Here is an 18,540-nt window from a genome sequence, read left to right on the forward strand (position 1 = left end):
CGTGGCGCTCCGTCGCGCCGGACGGCGGCGATGTCGGCGGTAGCCCGTAAGGTGGCAACCATGGACAACGAAGAGCGCCTCGCCGTCTTCATCGACTACGAGAACCTGGCGCTCGGCGCTCGGGAGCACCTGGGCGGCATGCAGTTCGACTTCGGCCCCATCGCCGACGCCCTCGCGGTACGCGGGCGAGTCGTCGTGCGCCGCGCCTACGCGGACTGGTCGTACTTCGACGAGGACCGCCGCGCCCTGACCCGGCACCAGGTCGAGCTCATCGAGATGCCGCAGCGCATGGGCGCCTCCCGGAAGAACGCCGCCGACATCAAGATGGTCGTCGACACCATCGAGATGGCCTTCGAGCGCGACTACATCTCCACGTTCGTCATGTGCACCGGCGACAGCGACTTCTCGCCGCTCGTCCACAAGCTGCGCGAGCTGAACAAGCGGGTCATCGGCGTGGGCGTGGAGCTCTCCACGTCCCGCCTGCTGCCCGCCGCCTGCGACGAGTTCCTCTTCTACGACCGCCTCGAGGGCGTCGACGTTCCCGACGAGGAGCCGAGGCCGAAGGCGACGAGGTCCCGTGGTGCCCGACGGCGGTCCGTGGCCGGGGCTCCGGAGGCCGTGCCGCCCGGCGACGGCGGCAAGCAGGAGCCCGTCGAGCCGGACAAGGCCGGCGCGGTGTCGTCGGGCAGGAAGCGCAAGGTGAAGGAGACGCCTCCGCCCGAGCCCGCCGAAGTGGCCGTCGTCGACGAGGATGCGGAGGAGCCGGCCGGCGAGCCGCCCACCATGGAGGTACGGGTGGCCCAGACGCTCAAGGATCTCCAGGCGTCGTCGTCCGACTCCGTGACCGCGTCCATGCTCAAGCGGACCCTGGTACGCAAGGATCCGACCTTCAGCGAGTCCGACTACGGCTTCCGCACCTTCGGCGAGTTCATCCGGTTCCTCGCCGATCGTGGATTCGTCGTGCTGTCCGAAGGGCCGTCGAAGGGCGACCCCGAGATCTCGCTCCCTGAGGCGGGCGACGCCGACGCCGCGTTCGCGCTGCTGCGGTCCGTGGTCCAGGGATCCGGCGGGAGCGCGGCGCTCTCCGGGCTGAAGAACGCCGTGCGCAAGGAACGCCCCGACTTCTCGGAGAAGGCACTCGGATACCGCGGGTTCCTGCAGTTCGCGAAGGCGGCGCAGGACTCCGGCGCCGTCAGCCTGGCCTGGGACGACGCTGCGGACGATTACCTGGTGACCGCCCTCTGACCGTGTCTTGGTCAGCTTTTGGTGGGTGAAAGATCGCGCGACGTCGGAAGTCCGATTCACCGCGGGGGTGGGGAGGCGGTGCACAATGTGCGGGTGACGTACCGGGTACTGAAGCTCATCGTGTCGATCCTGTCAGCCGTGCTGCTGCGGCCGCGGGTGACGGGGGTCGACAACATCCCGCGCAAGGGCCCGGTCATCTTCGCGAGCAATCACCTGTCCTTCATCGACTCCGTGATCATCCCGATCACCGTGCCCCGGCACGTGACGTTCCTGGCGAAGAAGGAGTACTGGACCGGCAAGGGCGTCAAGGGTGCGCTCTCCCGCTGGTTCTTCACCACGATGGGGCACATCCCGGTGGACCGGAACGACCCTCGGGCCGGCCAGCGCTCCTTGGAGGACGCGCTCGCCGTGCTCGAGAAGGGCGGGGCGTTCGGGATCTACCCGGAAGGGACCCGCTCGCGCGACGGAAAGCTGCACAAGGGGCACACGGGAGCCGCGTGGCTCGCGCTCACCGGGAAGGCGCTCGTCGTCCCCGTGGGGTTGAAGGGAACCGATAAGGTCAAGCCGATCGGCAAGATGCCGCGGCTCGGCCGGATCGAAGTGCACTTCGGGACGCCGATCGACCCGTCACGACAGATCGAGGCCGGGACCAGGCCCGCCAAGGCGCGCCGCGAGCTCACGGAAGAGGTCATGACGGCCATCCAGAAGCTCAGCGGGCAGGAACGTGTGGACTGATCGTGAGGATCGTTGCCATGGTCCGAGCGCTCATGGTCTCGGCGTGGTCACCGCCGGGCAGGTCGACAGGTGATCGTCCACGAGACCGCACGCCTGCATCGCGGCGTACATCGTCGTCGGGCCCACGAAACGGAACCCCTCCTTCTTCAGGGCCTTGCTGAGCGCCTTGGACTCTCCGGTCTGCGCCGGGACGTCCGCCCACAGAGCGGGGCGTTCGCGCCCGGGATCGTCGGGTGCGAACGACCAGAACAGCTCGTCCAGGGTGCGTCCCTGGCCGTGCAGTGCGGTGAGGGCCCTGGCGTTCACGACGGTGGCCTCGATCTTCATGCGGTTCCGGATGATGCGGGCGTCCGTGAGGAGCCGCTCGACATCCCGCTCGGTGAACGCCGCGACCGCCGCGGGGTCGAATCCGTGGAACACCTCGCGGAACGCAGGGCGTTTGCGCAGCACCGTGATCCAGGACAACCCGGACTGGAAGCCCTCCAGCGCGATGCGCTCGAAGAGCTCTGCCTCGCCGTGCACCGGCAGACCCCATTCCGTGTCGTGGTACGCCTCGTACAGCGGATCGCCGTCGCCGAAGCATCGGGCGCCGGCCTGAGGCGGCAGCGAGGTGGGGGGTTGGTCGGTGCGGTCCGTCGTCGTCTCGGTCATGCGACAACTCTGCACCCGGACACCGACACGCGGACCGAGTTTTCCACACAGGCCGCGCCACCGAGCCGGGCCGCGGGGGTCGAATGTCAGTGTCCGGTGTGATGCTGGGCCCAGCCATACCCGGTGTCCCCGGGGTGGCCAGAAGCCTACGCACGCTCCGGGAGCCACATATGAACACCGCAAGGAACGACAGCAGCAGGACCGAGACCGATGCCGAGACCGGCGAGGAGTTCCAGAAGCGGATCCTCAAGAGGTACCTCCGCGAGGCCCGCGAGGCTCTTGTCTGGAAGGTCGAGGACCTGTCCGAGCGAGAGGCGCGATGGCCCCGCGTCCCCAGCGGCAACAACCTCGCCGGCCTGGTGAAGCACCTGACGACCGTGGAGGCCACGTACCTCGGTGACGTCGTCGGCCGGCCCTGGCCCACGCCGGAGGAACTCGTCTCACTGGACGCTGTCGAGGAGGACCCGCAGGCCGACTTCTACCTCACGACCGACGAGACGCTTGCCGGGACGATCGACCTCTACCGCCGCGTGTGGACCTTCACCGAGGAGAACATCGACGCCCTGGCGCTCGACACCCCGGGCATCGTCCCGTGGTGGTCCGACAACACCGACACCACGCTGTTCCGCCTCATCGTGCACACGCTCGGGGACCTGGCCCGCCACGCGGGGCACGCCGACATCCTCCGCGAGCAGTACGACGGCGCGGCCGGTCTGAGGCGGCAGAACTCCAACATCCCGGACTGGGAGGACGAGGAACGAGCGGCGTACGTCGCCAAGCTCAAAGAGATCGCCGACCGGTATCCGCGCGAGAGCTGAGGGCGTCGGCCCTGGCCGCGTCGGCACTGCCCGCATCGGTCCCGCCCGAGCTGGCCTTGCCCGCGTCGGCCCTGCCCGCGTCGGCCCTGCCCGCGTCGGCCCTGCCCGCGTCGGCCCTGCCCGCGTCGGCCCTGCCCGCGTCGGCCCTGCCCGCGCTGGCATCCGCCCGGCGCAGACGAAACACTACATCCGTGCACCCTCGTCGCCGCGCGGCCCTGATCATCGCCTCCGCACTCGTCGTGCCGCTGGCTGTCGTCGGTGTGGCGTGGGGTGTGCACCTGAGCCGTCAGGCGGAGGCCGAGGAGAACACGGCCATTGAGCGTGAGGAAGCCCGGGCCGCCGTCGTGCAGCTGATCGATGCCGGCGAGGCAGCGCGAGCAGAGCTCGGTGAACGCATCGACCAAGGGCGGGACACCGCCGCCGCCGGCAGGACCGCCGACGCCGGAGTGCTGCAGGCGCTGAACGAGGCGCTGTCCACGGCAGAGTCGCACCATGCCGCGCCGGCCCCCGAGGCGCCCTCCGCGGACGCCACCGTCGAGGACATCGTCGCGACCCGCACGAAGGTGGAGGAATGGGCCGGCGAGCTGCGGTGGATGTCGGACGAGCTCGCCCGCAACATCCACGAGACCGAGCGATCCCAGGCGAAGCACCGATCCCGGCACGTCGAGGACGACGGGTAGCCCTAGAACGCGAGACAATAGCGGCGTGCAGTGCCCACACTTCGACGCCGGACGCTGCCACTCGTGCACCCTCCTGGAGACTCCGTACGCGACCCAGGTCGCGGAGAAGCAGGCGCACGTGTCCCGGCTCCTGGCAGGCGCGAGGGGCGCGGCGACCGCGGTTGGCGCGGGCGCCACACCTTGCGGGACCGCCGCACCCGGCGCGGACGGCGTACCTGACGTGGTCGGCGCACCCGGCGTGGCCGGCCCGTCCACGGCGTCCCCGCGTTCCGCCCCGGCCGCACCCACCACCGGGATCGACTGGCTCCCGCCCGTGACAGGGCCTGAGTCCGGGTTCCGCAACAGGGCGAAGATGGTCGTCAGCGGCACGGTCGACGAGCCGGTGCTCGGTATTCTCGACCGGGTCGGGCACGGCGTGGACCTCACCGACTGCGGCCTCTACCCGCCGGCCCTCCAGGCCGCCTTCGCGCCGCTGGCCGAGTTCATCAGGCGAGCGCGCCTGGAACCGTATCGTGTCCCAGGGCCGACGACGGCGCGGGCACGCGCCGGGAAGTCCCGGAAGGCCACGGCCGAGCGCGGTGAACTCAAGTACGTGCTGGTCACGATCTCGCCCGACGGCGAGCTCATGGTCCGGTTCGTCATGCGCTCCACCGAGGCGCTCGCCCGCGTCCGCAAGCACCTGCCGTCGTTGCGCTCCGCGCTGCCGAACCTGGTGGTCGCCACGGTGAACGTGCAGCCGGCCCACGCGGCCGTCCTCGAGGGCGACCGCGAGATCGTGCTGACCGACTCCGAGGCGCTGACGATGCGGCTGGACGGCATCCCGCTGCGCCTACGGCCGCAGAGCTTCTTCCAGACGAACACCGAGGTGGCGGCGGGCCTGTACCGGCAGGCGCGCGAGTGGGTGGACGACGTCGGCCCGGCCGCCTTGTGGGACCTGTACTGCGGCGTGGGCGGATTCGCGCTGCACTGTGCGGCGCCCGGCCGATCGGTGACGGGCATCGAGCTGAGCCGGGAGGCGGTCGCCGCGGCGTCGGCGACCGCCGACGGACTCGGGCTGCACGATGTGCGGTTCGAGGCGGGCGATGCGCGCGACGTCGTCGGACGGCTGGCCACGGAGGCCCCGGAGATGGTGATCGTCAACCCGCCCCGGCGCGGGATCGGGGCCGGCCTGGCCCGGGCCCTGGACGAGTCGGCGGTCGGCCATGTCCTGTACTCGAGCTGCAACGCCACCACACTGGCCGCCGACCTGTCGCACATGCCCCGGCTCCGGCCCGTTCGCGGAGTCCTGCTCGACATGTTCCCGCAGACCCAGCACTACGAGGTACTGCTCCTGCTCCGGCGCGACGTCTGATCAGCCGCGGGCTCTGGTCAGCGTGCCGCGGCCGCGGGTGCGGGTGGCACGTCGGGGACCGACACCGTGCCGAGCCGGACCACGGGAGGCGCCGCCTGCTGGAGCCAGTACGACTCCCGGACGTCGGTGAACGCGCGCACACACGCCGCGCAGTCGACCAGGTGGTCCTCGAGCTCGCGGCGGCGTCCCGGCAGCAGCCGGTGCCGGATGTAGTCGTGCATGGCACCGCGGGTGATCCGGCACGCCGCCGGGTCGAGGGGCGTCACGGTCGCGAAACCGGGTGCGGGCCGGTTACTGGCCGGCCGCGTGCGTCGCGTCGCGGGCGGTGGTCCCGCGGTGGGCGCGGCCGGCGCGATCGACGGCGGAAGCTCCGTGCGCCCGGCGCCCGGCGTGGTGTGTACCGCGGGGCGCGGCGTGGTGGACGGTGCCTCCTCGCGGACGACGGCGGTCGCGGCGGCGTCGGCCGGTCCCGTGGCGGCGGGCCGGGTTCCTGCCAGCTCTGCCGTAGCAGCTCCTGCCGCCGAGGTCTCAGCCGCGGGACTGCCGGCCGCGGAACTGCCGGCCGCGGAACTGCCGGCCGCGGACGTCTTGGTCGCGGACGCCGTCGCCGCCGACGTCTCGTTCGCCGATGCCTCGGTTGCTGCGTCGATCGCCGCGTGGTGCCAGTAGTCCACCGGGCGATCGACGGCCCCGTGCACGGCGATCTCTCGGCACAGCTGCTCGAGGCCGAAGCTCGTGGCCAGTTCCGGGTCGGCGCCCGGAACCTGCCGCGACACGGCGAACACGACAGCGCGCCGCTGGGCGGCCAGCTCGCTCAGATCAGTGCTGATCAGCGTGTGCAACCTCGTCCTCCAGTCCGCGAGGCGCCGCGCCGCCGGTCAGCGGCGAGGCACCACCGACATGGTGGCACTTACGTGTCCGTGCATGGAAGCTTCGTCTGAAATATCGGAGATATCAGTGGGATACCGCCCAACTCAGCTCCAAGACTCGGTACCCGCCACACCCCGATCGTGTGCCCGGACGCACGGAGGGCCCGGGTCCGATTCCGGTCCCGGGCCCTCCGAGGTGGGGCGCTCGTCGAGGTGAGGCGCTCGTTCAGTTGCCCTGCAGGTTCCCCGCGAGCTCGTCGACCGCCTCCGCGCCGTCGCCCGACAGGCCGCCCGTGAGGTCGTCGACGGCCTGCGTGCCGTCACCGAGCCCGCCGGCCACATCGCCGAAGACCGCAAGATTCAGCAGGTCGCCGATGACAGGGATGTCCTCGAGCCCGCCCAGCACGTTCTCCAGGCCGCCGAGGGGCAGCTCGCCCAGCACGCTGCCGAGGCCACCCGGGGGTGCCTCAGGCGTCTCGGGCGCCTCGGGCGGCTCCGGCGGCTCAGGAGCGCCGGGCTCGCCTCCGCCCCCGTTGCCGGGATCGTTTCCGTTCCCGTTGTTCCCGCCGCCGTTGTTGCCCCCGCCGTTGTTGCCGTCGCCACCGTTGCCCTCGCCGCCGGCGGGCTCCTCGGGCCCGGGTTCCGGCGCGGGTGGCGGTGCGTCCCCGGGACCGGGGTCCGGCGCAGGGTCGGGCTCGGCCTGGGGTGCGGCGCCGTCGGACGGTGCCTCCGGCGTCGACTGGTCGAGCGGCGGCGGGAACTCCTCCCGGGGCTGCGGGTCCTCCGGCGGGACGTTCGGCGGCTCCTCCGCCTCCGGCTCCGGTTCGGCGTCGGGCTCCGGCTTCTCCGCCTCGGCGGCGGGATCGGCGCCCTCCCCGGCGCCGCCACCGTCCCCGGAACCGGCTCCGTCTCCTGAACCCGCCCCGTCCCCGCCGTCCTCGGACGACGCCTCCGCCTGGATCTCGGGCTGGGTCGCCATGTAGGCGCCCCAGGCGCCACCGGCGAGCGCGAGCAGTGCCAGGACGCTCGCCGCGACCGCCATCTGCTTCGGGTCCGGCCTCTTCTGCTGGGGTTTCTTCTCGTCCGCCTTCTTCTTCGCCAGGGTGGCGGCACCGCTCACGGCCATGCCCCCGAAGAAGATGGCGACGAGCTGGTCGCCGAACTCGCGCAGCATCCACGAGATCTCGCGGACGTCGATGAACGCGTGCGTGCAGTCCGCGCAGCTGTCGATGTGCATCTCGAGGCGCTTGGACCGGCGCGGCAGCAGACGACCCTTGAGGTAGTCGTGCATCGCGGCACGGGTGGTGCGGCACTCGGGCTCGTTGACCTTGCGCGCGTGCGCGGCGGCGAAGGCGCCGGCGAGGCGCTCCTCCGCGCGACGCAGGCGCATGGTGACCGCGTGTGGCCGGACCCCGAGGTCGCCGGCGATGTCGTTGACCGCCATGTCGTCGACATGGCGGTTGAAGAGGAGCTTGCGATCGTCGTCGTTCAGGTCGGCGAGGGCGTCCCGCAGCATCGCGACGTCGGCCTCACGCTCCGCGTCGCGCTCCGCGCCCTCCACGGGCGGGGTGAGCGCGGAGAGGGTCCCGTCCTCGACGACGACGGCGCGGCCGGACTCGCGGGCGATCGAGTACGCCTCGTTGATCGCCGCGCGGCGCCAGTACGCCGCCGGATCCGCGATCTCCCCGTCGTTGTTGACGATCCGGATCATCTTCTCGAGGGCACGGCTCGCCGCCTCGTCGGCGTCGACGCCGGGGACGCGCGCGGCGACGGACCGCACCACGTTGGGCCGGTGGATGACCCAGTCATCGATCTGTACGTCAGTGGTGGTCACCGATGCTCTCCCCCTTCATCGCGTCGGCCGTCGACAGCGGGCACGCCCATACATGTTCCCACCGGGGCAGTGGGTAAAAGCAAGCCCCTTGGCGGGATATATAGCAGCAGGTCGTATTCCTTGAGCATGTCTGGGGTCATCCTCACTGTCGGTATTGCTGTCGTTGGAGTGATTCGTGGTTCATTGGCGATGGAACGCCTCGTAGACGGCGTCGATCCCGCGTGGCCCGGTCGTCGCGTTGATGACCGCGAGGGCGACCTCACAGGCAGCCGCACACAGATCCGAGGCTCCCCAGGCGTCCGCCAGCCGGTACAGGCTGACGGCGTCGCCATCCGAATAGGCGCGCAGATACTGCGCACCGAGCCGGACGAGCTCGGTGTGTTCGGTACTTGTCATGTGCCCCTGACGCTCGAGGGGATCGAATGTCACAGCACTCCAGCCATTTTGTCGGGGAGTATCGCTCGTCTGTCTGGGTTTGGGGCGGTTCCGCCTGCTGAGTGTGCCCGACAACACATCAACCCGCCTCCCGAGTCGGTGGTAGCGGGATGTGATGCAGGTCACACCAGCCGCCCGTGCGAAACGCTGTGACATCCGCGCCGTCCGCGCGTCTTCCCACCGACGCGAAGGTTCGGACCGCGCTGGGGGCGGGCCGAGCCGGTCCGTCCGACGGGGCCGGCGTCGATCGGAGTGTGCTGGGAGCACGCCGATCGGCGCCGGACTCCGCACCTCCGGCCGAGCGCCGGATCGAACTGCGCTGGGGGCAGGTCGATCCGGCGCTCGTGCTACCTCGAGCCCCCGGTCGGTGCGTCCACCGGGTCGGGTGCGCCGTTGCGCTCGGCGCGGAGGGCCGCCAGTTCGGCACGGACCGCCTGGATCTCCGCCAGGAGCGCGGCGTTCGAGGCGTCGTCCTCCCGGTCGTGTTCGACGAGCTCCTCCTCGAGGCTTTCCATGCCGCTCACGATCACGGCGATGAACAGGTTCAGCACCGCGAAGCTGACGACGAGGATGAAGAGCACGAAGAAGAGCCAGGCGCCCGGCATCTCGGCCATGACGGTGGCCGCGACGTCCGGCCAGGCCTCGCCGGTCATCACCTGGAACAGGGTGAACAGCGTGACCCCGAGGTTGTCGAAGTGTTCCGGGGCGACGTCGCGGAAGAGCTTCGTGGCGATGACCGCCGACACGTACAGCACCAGCACGAGCAACGCGCCCACCGATCCCATGCCCGGCACGGCCGCGATCAGCCCGTTCACCACGCGCTTCATCGACGGGACGGCGTTCACGACCCGGAGCGCGCGCAGGATCCGCAGCGCCCGCAGCGCGGACAGCGAGTCGATCGACGCCGGGACGAGGGCGATGCTCACGACGAGCAGATCGAAGATGCTCCACGGGTCGGTGAAGAACCGGCGACCGTGCGCGAAGATCCGCAGGCACAGCTCGACGACGAAGATCCACAGCATCACCGCGTCCACGCGCGTCAGCCACACGTCGACCGGCCCACCGTCGATCGACGTCTCGATCCCGAGCACGATCGCGTTCGCGACGATCACCGCGAGGATCGCACGGGTGAACCAGGTCGCCTCGACCAGGTCTCTCACTCGTCCGCGAATCGCCTGCACGCGCCTCACTCCGCTTTCCCTGCCCGTCATCGGTCCGTTGGCAACGCGAAGCCTAGCGTTCCGCCGGTGTCCGGCATCGCCGTCCATGGCGAGATATGCACCTCATGCAACGAATCGCCGTACACACTGGGCGAAAGCGGCGGTTCAGTGCCAAGGTAGGTGCCGCAACACCCACTCTCACTGGAGGACCATCACCATGGGTTTCATTCCCTTCCTCATCCTCGGTCTGCTGGCCGGCGTCATCGCGCGCATCATCCTGCCGGGCAAGCAGAAGGGCGGCTTCTGGCTGACCCTGCTGCTCGGCGTGCTGGGCGCGATGCTCGGCGGCTGGCTCGGCCAGCTCATCTTCAGCATCGAGATGACTCAGTTCTGGTCCTGGCAGGCCTGGCTGTTCTCGGTCATCGGCGCGCTGATCGTCATCGGCGTCTTCGAGATGATCTTCAACCGGAAGAAGGCGGACTGACCTACTGACACGGGTGAGGGCCCGGGCCTAGTTTGGTGCGCATGTCGCAGTGCGTCCCGCAGGTCCGGGCCTTTACCGTGTCCGCGTTCGCCGCGTCCGTCCTCCTGGTCGGCTGCGGCGCCGACGGCGGGACGAGCGCGGGCCGGTCCGGCCCCGTCGTGCCCGATGGCGTCGCCGCGGACCTCTCCGTCACGCTGCAGCAGTCCCGCCTCGACTACGCGGATCGCGTCGTCGAGATCGAGGTGGCCAACATGTCGGACACCGACCTCGTGCTGCTCGGCGGTGTGCTGGAGAGTGAGAGCTTCGGCCCGTCGACGGAGACCACGTCGCGGCCGTTCCGTCCGGAGACCCTGGCCGCCGGCGGTCGCCGAGGGTTCTACGTCCAGCTCGGCACGGCCACCTGTCGACCCGACCCGGCCGAGGACGCCGTCGTCGGCGCCGAGCTACGTGCCGCGGTCACCCTGGCGGCCGGGAGCCGCGGCGACCACGGCGAACCGACCACCGTCCAGGTGCCCGTCTCCGACCCCGGCGACCACCTGACCCGGAATCTCGCACAGGACTGCGCGGCCGCGGCCGTCGCCTCCGGCGTCACGCTCACCCAGGGCGAGACCGTGCGTACCGAGCGCCGCGGCGACGAGACCGTCGCGGTCCTCACCCTGACCGTCGAGCCGGTCCCGGGCGGACCCGACGTCCGGATCACCCGGATCGACGGCTCGACCCTCATCGACCCGGTCGACGGCGAGGCATGGACCGGCAGGGCCCTGGCGGGCCAGGACGACGGCGTCCTCGAACTCGCCCTCGTGCCGACCCGGTGCGACCACCACGCCGTCTCCGAGGACAAGCGGGGCACCTTCCTGCCCGTGCACACCACGGTGGCCGGAGCGGAACAGCGGGCCGTGTACGTGCCGATGCCCGACGACGCGAAGCGCGATCTCTTCGAGTACATCGCGGACTACTGCGACTGGCCGTGAGCGGTCGGCCCGGCGGGTCGCCGTCGTCGCGGCGATACGCCGAGCGCCGCGGGCCGCCAGGCAGGGAAGCCGGCGGCGCCGCGGCGCTCGTGAAACAGTATGCGTGCCCGACGCGATCGCGTCGGATCACAGGTGTCAGATGACGCGGATGAAGACGGGGCTGTCCTGCCACATCTCGGTGTAGCGGCCGGGGAGGCCGGACTGGTACCACTCCATGATCATGCCGTTGCCCGCGTAGAGGGCGACGTGGCCGGGACTCCAGACGATGTCGCCGGGCTGCGGGTCGTAGACCTGGTAGCCGGCGCTGAGCATCGCCGAGGAGGAGTGCGGCAGACCGATCCCGTACAGCCCGTAGACGTACTGGATGAAGCCCGAGCAGTCGAACGCGCCGGGGGTCGAACCGCCCCAGACGTATGCGCCCGCGAGGTAGTTGTAGGCCGTGTTCACGATCTGGACGTTGAGCGGCGTGGGCGGGGGCTCCGGGGCCGGGGTCACCTCGACGAGGCCCTCGACCTTGGTGCTGCCGTCGGCGGTGACGGCAGCACCCTCCACGTCGAGCTTGACGTCGTGCCCGACCGAGACCGTCGCAGCCCCGCTGATGGCCTGACCGGCGGTCTCCTTCAGCGCGTCCAGGTTGAGGCCGTCCATCTTCGCGGCGGTCTTGACGTCGCTGGAGGCCGGGGCGGCGTGGGAGGTCGTGGCGAAGGTCGAGACCAGGACACCGCCGGCGGCGACGGCCAGAGCCCCGCGGCGAGCGGCGGTGCTCGCGTTCTCGGAGGCCGTGCGGGCGATGATCGTGAGGGGGGTTGTGGCCTTGCGGTCCGCGCGATGGCGTCCGCGCTGGGTGGCGTTGGTCACCTGTTTCTCCTGTAGCGCCTACGAGGTGAGCTGTCGGGTTCGGGTGGGAGATGCTCACCCGGCCGAGCAGATGTGGGGGTTCTGCCCGGCTTCACCCCAAGGGCGCCGCCCCTTCGGAACTCCTGCGAGTTCCGCCGGTTCGTCGCCCGGAGATGGTTCCCCCGTCCCTGCCGTGGTCATCCTGGGCACGATGCGGTGGCAGGGCTCGGCGTCCGCCTCGTGACTTCACCCGTTCGGGGGAAGCGAGACTCAAGGTACACACCTTCGGCGAAAAAGTCACGAACGTGTCACGCAGAGCGGGAATTGGCGGGAGATGGCCATTTTTGCCGGAGATTTCACCCGATCCGGCGACGCCTGACACGCGGGTTCCGCTACGGTGCGCGCCATGTCCAACGGCGCGACCGACACGGTGACCGAAACGCTCACGTCGAACGATCTCCCCGCACGGATCTCCGGGTGGTGGATCCTTCCGATCAGCGCTGTGGTCTGGTGGGTCGTCGGATTCCTGCCGTGGATCGTGCACGAGATCTCACAGGCCCTCGGGATCCGGTCCGCCTCCCTCGAGGAGATCGGCGCGTTCACGCCGATCCCGCTCGTGGCGGAGGACGCCGTCGCCTCCCTGGTCACGATGAGCGTCATCGGAGGCGTCCTGGCCGGGGCGAGCGCACGGCTCGCCCGCCATCGCGCCGGCGGAGCCGTGGCCGCCGTGTTCGGGACGGCGCTGGCGCTGGCCGCCGCCGGCGGTGGGGCCTGGTGGCAGGTCAACGCGGCCGACGGAGCCGACGACGCCAAGGCCGACGCCCTGCTGGCCGTCGCCGTGGGGGCCACGGCCCTGGGACTGACGCTCGGCCTGTTGGCTGCACTCGCCCCGGCGCCCGTGCGCGCCGCCGCGTTCGCGCTGCCGGTCGTGCTCGCGGACGGGTGGTTGTGGGGCCTGCTGCCCGGGCACTCCGCCGTCCCGCAGGGGACCTGGTGGATCTTCGCGGTGGCGCTCGGCATCGCGCTCGGACTGGGCGTCGACCGCAATCCGCTGCAGATGCTGGGCTGGCTGCCCGCGGCGGGGCTGGTGTGGGTGCTCCAGGCCGCCGGTCCCGTGCTCGACGCCGTGAGCGGATTCTTCGCGCCCGGGGCGGCGCCGCTGTCGGTTCCCGTGGTGCTGGATGCCGCCTGGGCGCCCTTGCGCGAGACGACGTTCTCGGTCGACGGGCACGACCTCGGCGGCTGGGTGGTGGGCCTGCTGCTCGGTGTGGCCGTCGCCGGGCTGCGACTGACCCGCGGGGCCGACGACGGCGAGGAGGATGACGAGTTCGACGAGCTGCGAGCCTTCGCGCCGAGGTAGCGGCCGGGCAGGCGGCCACCACCTCGGCGCGAAGCCGGTTGTCGGGAACCGGTCGGACGTCCGGTCAGACGACCCGGACGAAGGTCGGGTTGGACTGCCACATGGCGCGGTAGCTCAGCGGTGTGCCGTAGCTGACCGCCTCGACCACCATCCCGTTGCCGGCGTAGATGGCGATGTGGCCGGGAGTCCAGACCAGATCGCCCGGCCGCGCCTCGGCGGCGGACACGACCATGCCCGAGCCGCGCAGGGCCGACGACGAGTGCGGGAGCGAGACGCCGACCTGTGCGAAGGCGTACTTGACGAGCCCGGAGCAGTCGAAGCCACCGGGCGACTCGCCCCCGTAGACGTACGGCGTGCCGACGAACTGCATCGCGATCGACACCACGCGGGCGCCGATCGAGCCGCCTGACGCCGGGACCGCGGCTCCGGCGTCGGCCGGCTCGGGTTCCGGCTCGGGTTCGGGTTCCGGCTCGGGCTCCGGCTCCGGCGCCGGCTTCACCTTGACCACGGGGGTCGTGAGGTCGATGCGTGCATCGGGCGCCACCCTCACCGCCGGCGCCGTCTCGATGTGGGTACGCGCGGCGTTCAGGGCCTCGAGATCGAGCCCCGTGACGCGCTCGTAGCGGGCGTTGCCCTCAGGCGTGGCGGACGCCGTGCTGGACAGCGTCGTCGCGATGATCCCCGATGTCGCCGCGACGAGCGCGCCCTTGCGTGCGGCGTCCGCTGCGGTCTTCGACAGTGCAGTAAGCGGGGTGTTGGGAGTGTGGTCGGCGCGGTGTCGACCGCACCTGACGTTGGTACTCACCAGTGATTCTCCGAATCGCACCTAGGGTCTCCGGGAGCCGCGTACAGCTGGTCGCGGCCACCCGTGGCTGCGTCGTCCTATGACGCAACGGACTCGACGCTAGGTGAAGAAATCGTGCTTGTCTCGACCAGGCATGTGGTGACGCCGAATAACTTGACAAGGTCGGTCCTGTAACTTTTCGACCGTCGTCGACACGCAGGTCGGGTCCGGCAATTCCGGCGAGTCGCAGCAGGCGTCTTCGGGCTCGCGAGAGTCGCGTCACCGTTCGGCGTGTCGCGGGGATATCTTTCCGTTATGCCTGAGGAGCCGGAAAGGTCGCCTTCCCACACCGGACGGCGGTGGATCGCCTCCGTGCTGATCGCCGCCCTGGCCTCGGGCGTCGTCCTGGCCGTCCTCGTGGCAGCGGGCGTGCTCTGGCCGAACCGCGTGTTCGCCGCCGGGTACGACGTCCGCGGCATCGACGTGTCGCACCACAACGGCACGATCGACTGGGAACTGGTCGCCGCGCAGGACATCGACTTCGCCTACGTCAAGGCCACCGAGGGGTCGGGGTACGTCGACGAGCGCTTCGCCGAGAACTGGGACGGCGCGCGGGCCGCAGGCCTGATGGTCGGCGCCTACCACTTCATGAGCTTCGAGAGCTCGGGGCAGGAGCAGGCGGCGAACCTCGTGGACACGGTCCCCCCGGAGGCGGACGCACTGACGCCGGTCGTCGATCTGGAGCCTTACGGGGAGTATCTGGGCGACCTGCCGCCGGCGGACCGGGTCCACGAGATCCTCGACCCGCTGCTCACGGAGATCGAGGAGCACTACGGGCGCCCCGCAACCCTTTACACGACGGCCGAGGCGTACGACGCCTACCTCGCCGGGCGGTACCCCCGCAACCCGGTGTGGATCCGGGGCGTCGTCCTGCCGCCGCGCCTCTCGGACGGCCGGGACTGGACGATCTGGCAGTACTCGCACCGCGACCGGCTGGACGGTGTCGGCACCGACCCCGGGGCCGAGCCGTTCGTCGACATGAACGTCGTCGACGGCACGCTCGCGGACCTCGGCGGCCGCCCGGTCGGGTAGGGGCCGGTGACCGCCCGGTCGGGTAGCGGCTGGTGGCCGTCGGGCGGGCCGGCAGCGTCGGGGTTGCCCTCAGCGGTCGCGCGGCAGCACGTCCCTGATGTCCGCGAGCAGCGGCTTGAGCAGGGTGGTGCGGCGCGTCCGGACGACGTCCTCCGTCACGGTCGCGATGCGTTCCAGCAGCGCGAGCGAAGTGGTCAGACGCGGGTCCGGGGCGGGCTGCGGGACCTCGTTGCCGGTGTCGGCCAGCGTGCCGGACCATTGCTGCGCGGCCCCCGTGAGCATGGACGCCAGGTCGTCACGCTCGACGGGTCGTGCGGACATGGCGTAGGCGATCGCGGCGCGGTGCAGCGTGTTGCGCGCCTCTCCGACCCGGCGGCCCTCGCGAGCCTTCTCGAAGAAACCACCGGCGCTCGCCCGTGCGAGCACGGGCTGCAGCTCCGGCCCGCTCTCGATGACGATCGGACGTGGATCCAGCGGCACCTCGTAACGGAGCCCGGCGGGGACGTCGGTACCGGCCAGGGACAGCTCTGGGGCGGTCGTCATGGGTTCGTTCCTGTTCTCGCGCATTCGATCATGCCCGTCGACAGGGGTCTATCAAGGACCGCGGTCACTCGCCCGCTGACGCGCCGCCCATGTCCGGCGGCGTCACGATCGTGCGTTGCACGCAATCGAGAGGACGCGCGGGTAGTGCTCTTGCCGTGCCGTCACTCCCGGGCCGCCCGCCGGCTACGCGTCCGCACCGGGCATGTCGTCGGCCGTGGCGGGACGTACCTGGCGCGAGGCGGCGAGGATCATCTCGCGCAGCATGGCGAACGCGGCGTCGACGGCGGCCTCGCACCAGATGTCCGCGGGACGGTCCACGGCGCCGTCGGCCACGATGCGGGCGCAGAGCGTCGCGAGCCCGCGGCTCGCGGCGGCCTCGGGGTCGACGAACGGCACGCGGCGCTTGACCGTGTGGACGACGGCGCGACGGTGTGCGGCCCAGGAAACGGTGTCCATGAGGTTCGTTGTCATGCAGCTCAGACGCGTCACCCGCCCGGATGTCACAGCACTCGGCGAAACTCGTACGCCGGTGTGCCCGGCCGGCGGCGTCGCCGAGGTCCGGGTGCCCCCGTGCCGCCGCCGATGCGCCGGCCCGGTGCGCACGCGCCCACCTGCCGGGCGACGTGACCGCACGACGTGACCGGTCGACGTCGGACGGGTGTTCCTCGTCCGGTCATCCGGGCTTCACGCAGGGCTCACCCGTGGCTGGTCGCCTGGGCACCACTGTGCGTCGAACCAGGAGGAACGGCATGAACAGCAGCATCACTCGCCGAGGCGTCCTCGCCGCGGCCGGTGCCTTGGGGGCGACCGTCGCCGCCGGGGCGACCACGATCCCGGCGGCGGCGGACACCGCCGCCGGGGCCCAGCCGGGCGGCAGGCCACGCGGCAGGCCCGTCGTCGGCCGGGTCCGGGGTCCCGCGATCCACGTCATGAGCTTCAACATCCGATACGACCGCGAGGGCGCCACGCAGCCGGGGGACGCGGACTACTGGCCCGAGCGCGAGCCCCTGGTCACCGAGTTCCTCGAGCTGGAGCAGCCGTCGCTGCTCGGCGTGCAGGAGGCCGAGTTCCACCAGCTCACCGCGATCGGGAAGGGGCTGGGCAGGCACCACGAGATGGTCGGGTACGGTCGCGGCGGCGGCGCGGCCGGTGAGTACTCCGCGATCTTCTACGACACCCGCCGGTTCACGGTGCTGTGGTGGGACCAGTTCTGGCTGTCCGACACGCCGCAGGTGATCGGCTCGGCGACCTGGGGCAACACCGTGACACGGATCGTCACCTGGGCTCGCCTGCGCGACGCCAGGACCGGCCGCGACCTGCTCTTCGCGAACTCGCACTTCGACCACCGGTCCGAGAACGCGCGGGTACGCAGCGCCGAGGTGGTGCGTGACCTCGCCGCCGACTCCGGCCTGCCCGTCCTCTTCACCGCCGACTGCAACGCGGCCGCCGAGAACTCCGAGCCGTACGACGTCCTCGTGACCGACGGCGGGCTGCAGGACACCTGGCTCGCCGGCGAGCGGCTCACGCCGCGGGCCGGCACGTTCCCGAACTACGGGGAGCCCGACCCGAACGGGACGCGGATCGACTGGATCCTCGCGTCGCCGGAGTGGGACGTGCGGTACGCGGCGATCAACACGTGGACCTCCGCCGCCGGGCGCTGGCCGAGCGACCACACTCCGGTGCAGGCCGTGGTGCGACTTGAGGCCTGACTTCTGGTAATTCTACGTATGTGGCGCTTTGCCACGATGTAGACGAGGCGGCCGGGCGTCGGCCCGGCCGTCCATTACCTTTCGAGAAACGGAACCTCATGTCTGTTCGCACGCGCACGATCGTCCCCGCCGTCCTGCTCTTCGCCGTCACCGGTCTCACGGCCTGCGCCGCCGACCCGGCCCCCGCACCACCGGCCCAGGAGGCGGAGGAGGCGGCGCCGGACGCCGAGGAGGTGCACTGGTCCTACGACGGCGAGGAGGGACCCGCCCACTGGGGTGAGCTCACCGACGACTTCGCGCTCTGCGTCGACGGCTCCCACCAGTCCCCGGTCGATCTGCCCGCGGAGGTGCCCGACAGCGACCACGAGACCCACCTCGAGGTCGAGGACACCGAGGGCGTGGTCGCCGACACGGGGCACACCTTCCAGCTCACGGTCGCCGACGGCGGCACGGGCCTCACCTACGACGGCGAGAACTACGACCTCGTCCAGATGCACTACCACGTCCCCTCGGAGCACACCGTCGAGGGCGACGCGGCCGACGTCGAGTTCCACTTCGTGCACCAGAGCGCCGACGGCGGGGTGCTCGTGCTCGGCCTGATGGGGGAGGAGGGCGAGGAGACGCCCGCCATGCAGCCGTTCATCGACGCGGTGAACGCCGAGCACGACACCGACACCGACGAAGAGGCCGACACCGACGACGAGGGGACCGAGACCGGCCTCGACCTGTCGACGATCCTCCCCGACGACTCCTCCGCGTACTCCTACGAGGGCAGCCTGACCACACCGCCGTGCACGGAAGGCGTGCACTGGCTCGTGCTCGAGGAGCGGATCTCCCTCTCGCCCGAGCAGCTCGAGGTCCTGACCGGCGCCGAGGACCACAACGCACGCCCGACCCAGCCGCTCGGGGACCGCGAGATCGACGGCACCGAGGTGACGTCCGACGACGAGTAGGACCTGACTCCGCGCATCCGACAGGCGGG

Annotated in this window: 20 protein-coding genes and 1 riboswitch; of the genes, 11 read left to right on the forward strand and 9 right to left on the reverse strand. The window is 71.0% G+C overall.

Features of this window, described 5'->3' with window-relative positions; genetic code table 11:
* Positions 1-60: 60 nt before the first annotated feature.
* Complete coding sequence (locus IIE03_RS19580; RefSeq protein ID WP_192864448.1) at positions 61-1,245, forward strand: NYN domain-containing protein; 1,185 nt, start codon at positions 61-63, stop codon at positions 1,243-1,245.
* Positions 1,246-1,338: 93 nt separating this feature from the next.
* Complete coding sequence (locus IIE03_RS19585) at positions 1,339-1,980, forward strand: lysophospholipid acyltransferase family protein (RefSeq protein WP_192864449.1); 642 nt, start codon at positions 1,339-1,341, stop codon at positions 1,978-1,980.
* 30 nt (positions 1,981-2,010) lie between these two features.
* Here the strand turns inward: IIE03_RS19585 and IIE03_RS19590 are convergent, their stop codons facing one another.
* Positions 2,011-2,631: a DNA-3-methyladenine glycosylase I gene (locus tag IIE03_RS19590; RefSeq protein ID WP_192864450.1), complete on the reverse strand. Its 621-nt coding sequence runs from the start codon at positions 2,629-2,631 to the stop codon at positions 2,011-2,013.
* Positions 2,632-2,801: 170 nt separating this feature from the next.
* Between IIE03_RS19590 and IIE03_RS19595 the strand changes: the two genes are divergently transcribed.
* From IIE03_RS19595 to IIE03_RS19605, 3 genes are all read left to right on the forward strand, one after another.
* Complete coding sequence (locus tag IIE03_RS19595; RefSeq protein ID WP_192864451.1) at positions 2,802-3,449, forward strand: DinB family protein; 648 nt, start codon at positions 2,802-2,804, stop codon at positions 3,447-3,449.
* Between the two features lie 191 nt (positions 3,450-3,640).
* Positions 3,641-4,129, forward strand: coding sequence for a hypothetical protein (locus IIE03_RS19600; RefSeq protein ID WP_192864452.1), 489 nt, complete (start codon positions 3,641-3,643; stop codon positions 4,127-4,129).
* A 25-nt stretch (positions 4,130-4,154) separates the two neighbouring features.
* Positions 4,155-5,480, forward strand: a complete 1,326-nt coding sequence (locus tag IIE03_RS19605; protein ID WP_318843080.1) for a methyltransferase domain-containing protein — start codon at positions 4,155-4,157, stop codon at positions 5,478-5,480.
* Positions 5,481-5,497: 17 nt separating this feature from the next.
* Here IIE03_RS19605 and IIE03_RS26490 read toward each other — a convergent pair whose 3' ends face one another.
* The 4 genes from IIE03_RS26490 to IIE03_RS19625 all read right to left on the reverse strand — a co-directional run bounded on the left by IIE03_RS26490 (position 5,498) and on the right by IIE03_RS19625 (position 9,799).
* Positions 5,498-6,322 (reverse strand): zf-HC2 domain-containing protein, encoded by an 825-nt coding sequence (locus IIE03_RS26490; protein ID WP_192864453.1) that lies wholly within the window; start codon positions 6,320-6,322, stop codon positions 5,498-5,500.
* A gap of 253 nt (positions 6,323-6,575) precedes the next feature.
* Positions 6,576-8,183, reverse strand: a complete 1,608-nt coding sequence (locus tag IIE03_RS19615; RefSeq protein WP_192864454.1) for a sigma-70 family RNA polymerase sigma factor — start codon at positions 8,181-8,183, stop codon at positions 6,576-6,578.
* 180 nt (positions 8,184-8,363) lie between these two features.
* Positions 8,364-8,579 (reverse strand): hypothetical protein, encoded by a 216-nt coding sequence (locus tag IIE03_RS19620; protein ID WP_192864455.1) that lies wholly within the window; start codon positions 8,577-8,579, stop codon positions 8,364-8,366.
* 386 nt (positions 8,580-8,965) lie between these two features.
* Positions 8,966-9,799: an ion transporter gene (locus IIE03_RS19625; RefSeq protein ID WP_318843081.1), complete on the reverse strand. Its 834-nt coding sequence runs from the start codon at positions 9,797-9,799 to the stop codon at positions 8,966-8,968.
* Between the two features lie 196 nt (positions 9,800-9,995).
* Here IIE03_RS19625 and IIE03_RS19630 point away from each other — a divergent pair, with 196 nt between their 5' ends.
* A complete protein-coding gene (locus IIE03_RS19630) occupies positions 9,996-10,262 on the forward strand; it encodes a GlsB/YeaQ/YmgE family stress response membrane protein (RefSeq protein ID WP_192864457.1) in 267 nt (88 codons plus the stop codon).
* A 41-nt stretch (positions 10,263-10,303) separates the two neighbouring features.
* A complete protein-coding gene (locus IIE03_RS19635) occupies positions 10,304-11,233 on the forward strand; it encodes a hypothetical protein (RefSeq protein ID WP_192864458.1) in 930 nt (309 codons plus the stop codon).
* A gap of 135 nt (positions 11,234-11,368) precedes the next feature.
* On the opposite strand, the gene IIE03_RS19640 is transcribed toward IIE03_RS19635, so the two are convergent.
* Entirely contained in the window at positions 11,369-12,091 is a 723-nt protein-coding gene (locus IIE03_RS19640) for a C40 family peptidase (RefSeq protein ID WP_192864459.1), read from the reverse strand.
* A 1-nt stretch (position 12,092) separates the two neighbouring features.
* Positions 12,093-12,289, reverse strand: a riboswitch (cyclic di-AMP (ydaO/yuaA leader).
* A 187-nt stretch (positions 12,290-12,476) separates the two neighbouring features.
* Between IIE03_RS19640 and IIE03_RS19645 the strand changes: the two genes are divergently transcribed.
* On the forward strand, positions 12,477-13,430 hold the full coding sequence (locus tag IIE03_RS19645; RefSeq protein ID WP_192864460.1) for a hypothetical protein: 954 nt from the start codon (positions 12,477-12,479) through the stop codon (positions 13,428-13,430).
* A 64-nt stretch (positions 13,431-13,494) separates the two neighbouring features.
* Here IIE03_RS19645 and IIE03_RS19650 read toward each other — a convergent pair whose 3' ends face one another.
* Complete coding sequence (locus IIE03_RS19650; protein WP_318843082.1) at positions 13,495-14,235, reverse strand: C40 family peptidase; 741 nt, start codon at positions 14,233-14,235, stop codon at positions 13,495-13,497.
* Positions 14,236-14,586: 351 nt separating this feature from the next.
* On the opposite strand from IIE03_RS19650, the gene IIE03_RS19655 reads away from it, so the two are divergent.
* Positions 14,587-15,306: a GH25 family lysozyme gene (locus tag IIE03_RS19655; protein ID WP_318843083.1), complete on the forward strand. Its 720-nt coding sequence runs from the start codon at positions 14,587-14,589 to the stop codon at positions 15,304-15,306.
* A gap of 69 nt (positions 15,307-15,375) precedes the next feature.
* On the opposite strand, the gene IIE03_RS19660 is transcribed toward IIE03_RS19655, so the two are convergent.
* On the reverse strand, positions 15,376-15,849 hold the full coding sequence (locus IIE03_RS19660; protein WP_192864462.1) for a hypothetical protein: 474 nt from the start codon (positions 15,847-15,849) through the stop codon (positions 15,376-15,378).
* Between the two features lie 183 nt (positions 15,850-16,032).
* Positions 16,033-16,320 (reverse strand): hypothetical protein, encoded by a 288-nt coding sequence (locus tag IIE03_RS19665; protein ID WP_193107592.1) that lies wholly within the window; start codon positions 16,318-16,320, stop codon positions 16,033-16,035.
* A 278-nt stretch (positions 16,321-16,598) separates the two neighbouring features.
* Here IIE03_RS19665 and IIE03_RS19670 point away from each other — a divergent pair, with 278 nt between their 5' ends.
* Both IIE03_RS19670 and IIE03_RS19675 read left to right on the forward strand, forming a co-directional pair.
* Positions 16,599-17,558 carry an endonuclease/exonuclease/phosphatase family protein gene (locus IIE03_RS19670; RefSeq protein WP_225998043.1) on the forward strand — a complete coding sequence of 320 codons (960 nt, stop codon included), beginning with the start codon at positions 16,599-16,601 and terminating at the stop codon, positions 17,556-17,558.
* Between the two features lie 98 nt (positions 17,559-17,656).
* Entirely contained in the window at positions 17,657-18,511 is an 855-nt protein-coding gene (locus tag IIE03_RS19675; protein WP_192864464.1) for a carbonic anhydrase, read from the forward strand.
* The last annotated feature ends 29 nt before the right edge of the window (positions 18,512-18,540 follow it).

Origin of the sequence: Myceligenerans pegani (assembly GCF_014892515.1) — a bacterium.
Taxonomy (GTDB): Bacteria; Actinomycetota; Actinomycetes; order Actinomycetales; family Cellulomonadaceae; genus Myceligenerans; species Myceligenerans pegani.

Bases quoted from the DNA above. Each gene is read 5' to 3' on its own strand.
- IIE03_RS19580 (WP_192864448.1), top strand. From the start codon at position 61: ATGGACAACGAAGAGCGCCTCGCCGTCTTCATCGACTACGAGAACCTG.
- IIE03_RS19590 (WP_192864450.1), bottom strand. From the start codon at position 2,631: ATGACCGAGACGACGACGGACCGCACCGACCAACCCCCCACCTCGCTG.
- IIE03_RS19595 (WP_192864451.1), top strand. From the start codon at position 2,802: ATGAACACCGCAAGGAACGACAGCAGCAGGACCGAGACCGATGCCGAG.
- IIE03_RS19620 (WP_192864455.1), bottom strand. From the start codon at position 8,579: ATGACAAGTACCGAACACACCGAGCTCGTCCGGCTCGGTGCGCAGTAT.
- IIE03_RS19630 (WP_192864457.1), top strand. From the start codon at position 9,996: ATGGGTTTCATTCCCTTCCTCATCCTCGGTCTGCTGGCCGGCGTCATC.
- IIE03_RS19635 (WP_192864458.1), top strand. From the start codon at position 10,304: ATGTCGCAGTGCGTCCCGCAGGTCCGGGCCTTTACCGTGTCCGCGTTC.
- IIE03_RS19645 (WP_192864460.1), top strand. From the start codon at position 12,477: ATGTCCAACGGCGCGACCGACACGGTGACCGAAACGCTCACGTCGAAC.
- IIE03_RS19660 (WP_192864462.1), bottom strand. From the start codon at position 15,849: ATGACGACCGCCCCAGAGCTGTCCCTGGCCGGTACCGACGTCCCCGCC.
- IIE03_RS19665 (WP_193107592.1), bottom strand. From the start codon at position 16,320: ATGACAACGAACCTCATGGACACCGTTTCCTGGGCCGCACACCGTCGC.
- IIE03_RS19670 (WP_225998043.1), top strand. From the start codon at position 16,599: ATGAACAGCAGCATCACTCGCCGAGGCGTCCTCGCCGCGGCCGGTGCC.
- IIE03_RS19675 (WP_192864464.1), top strand. From the start codon at position 17,657: ATGTCTGTTCGCACGCGCACGATCGTCCCCGCCGTCCTGCTCTTCGCC.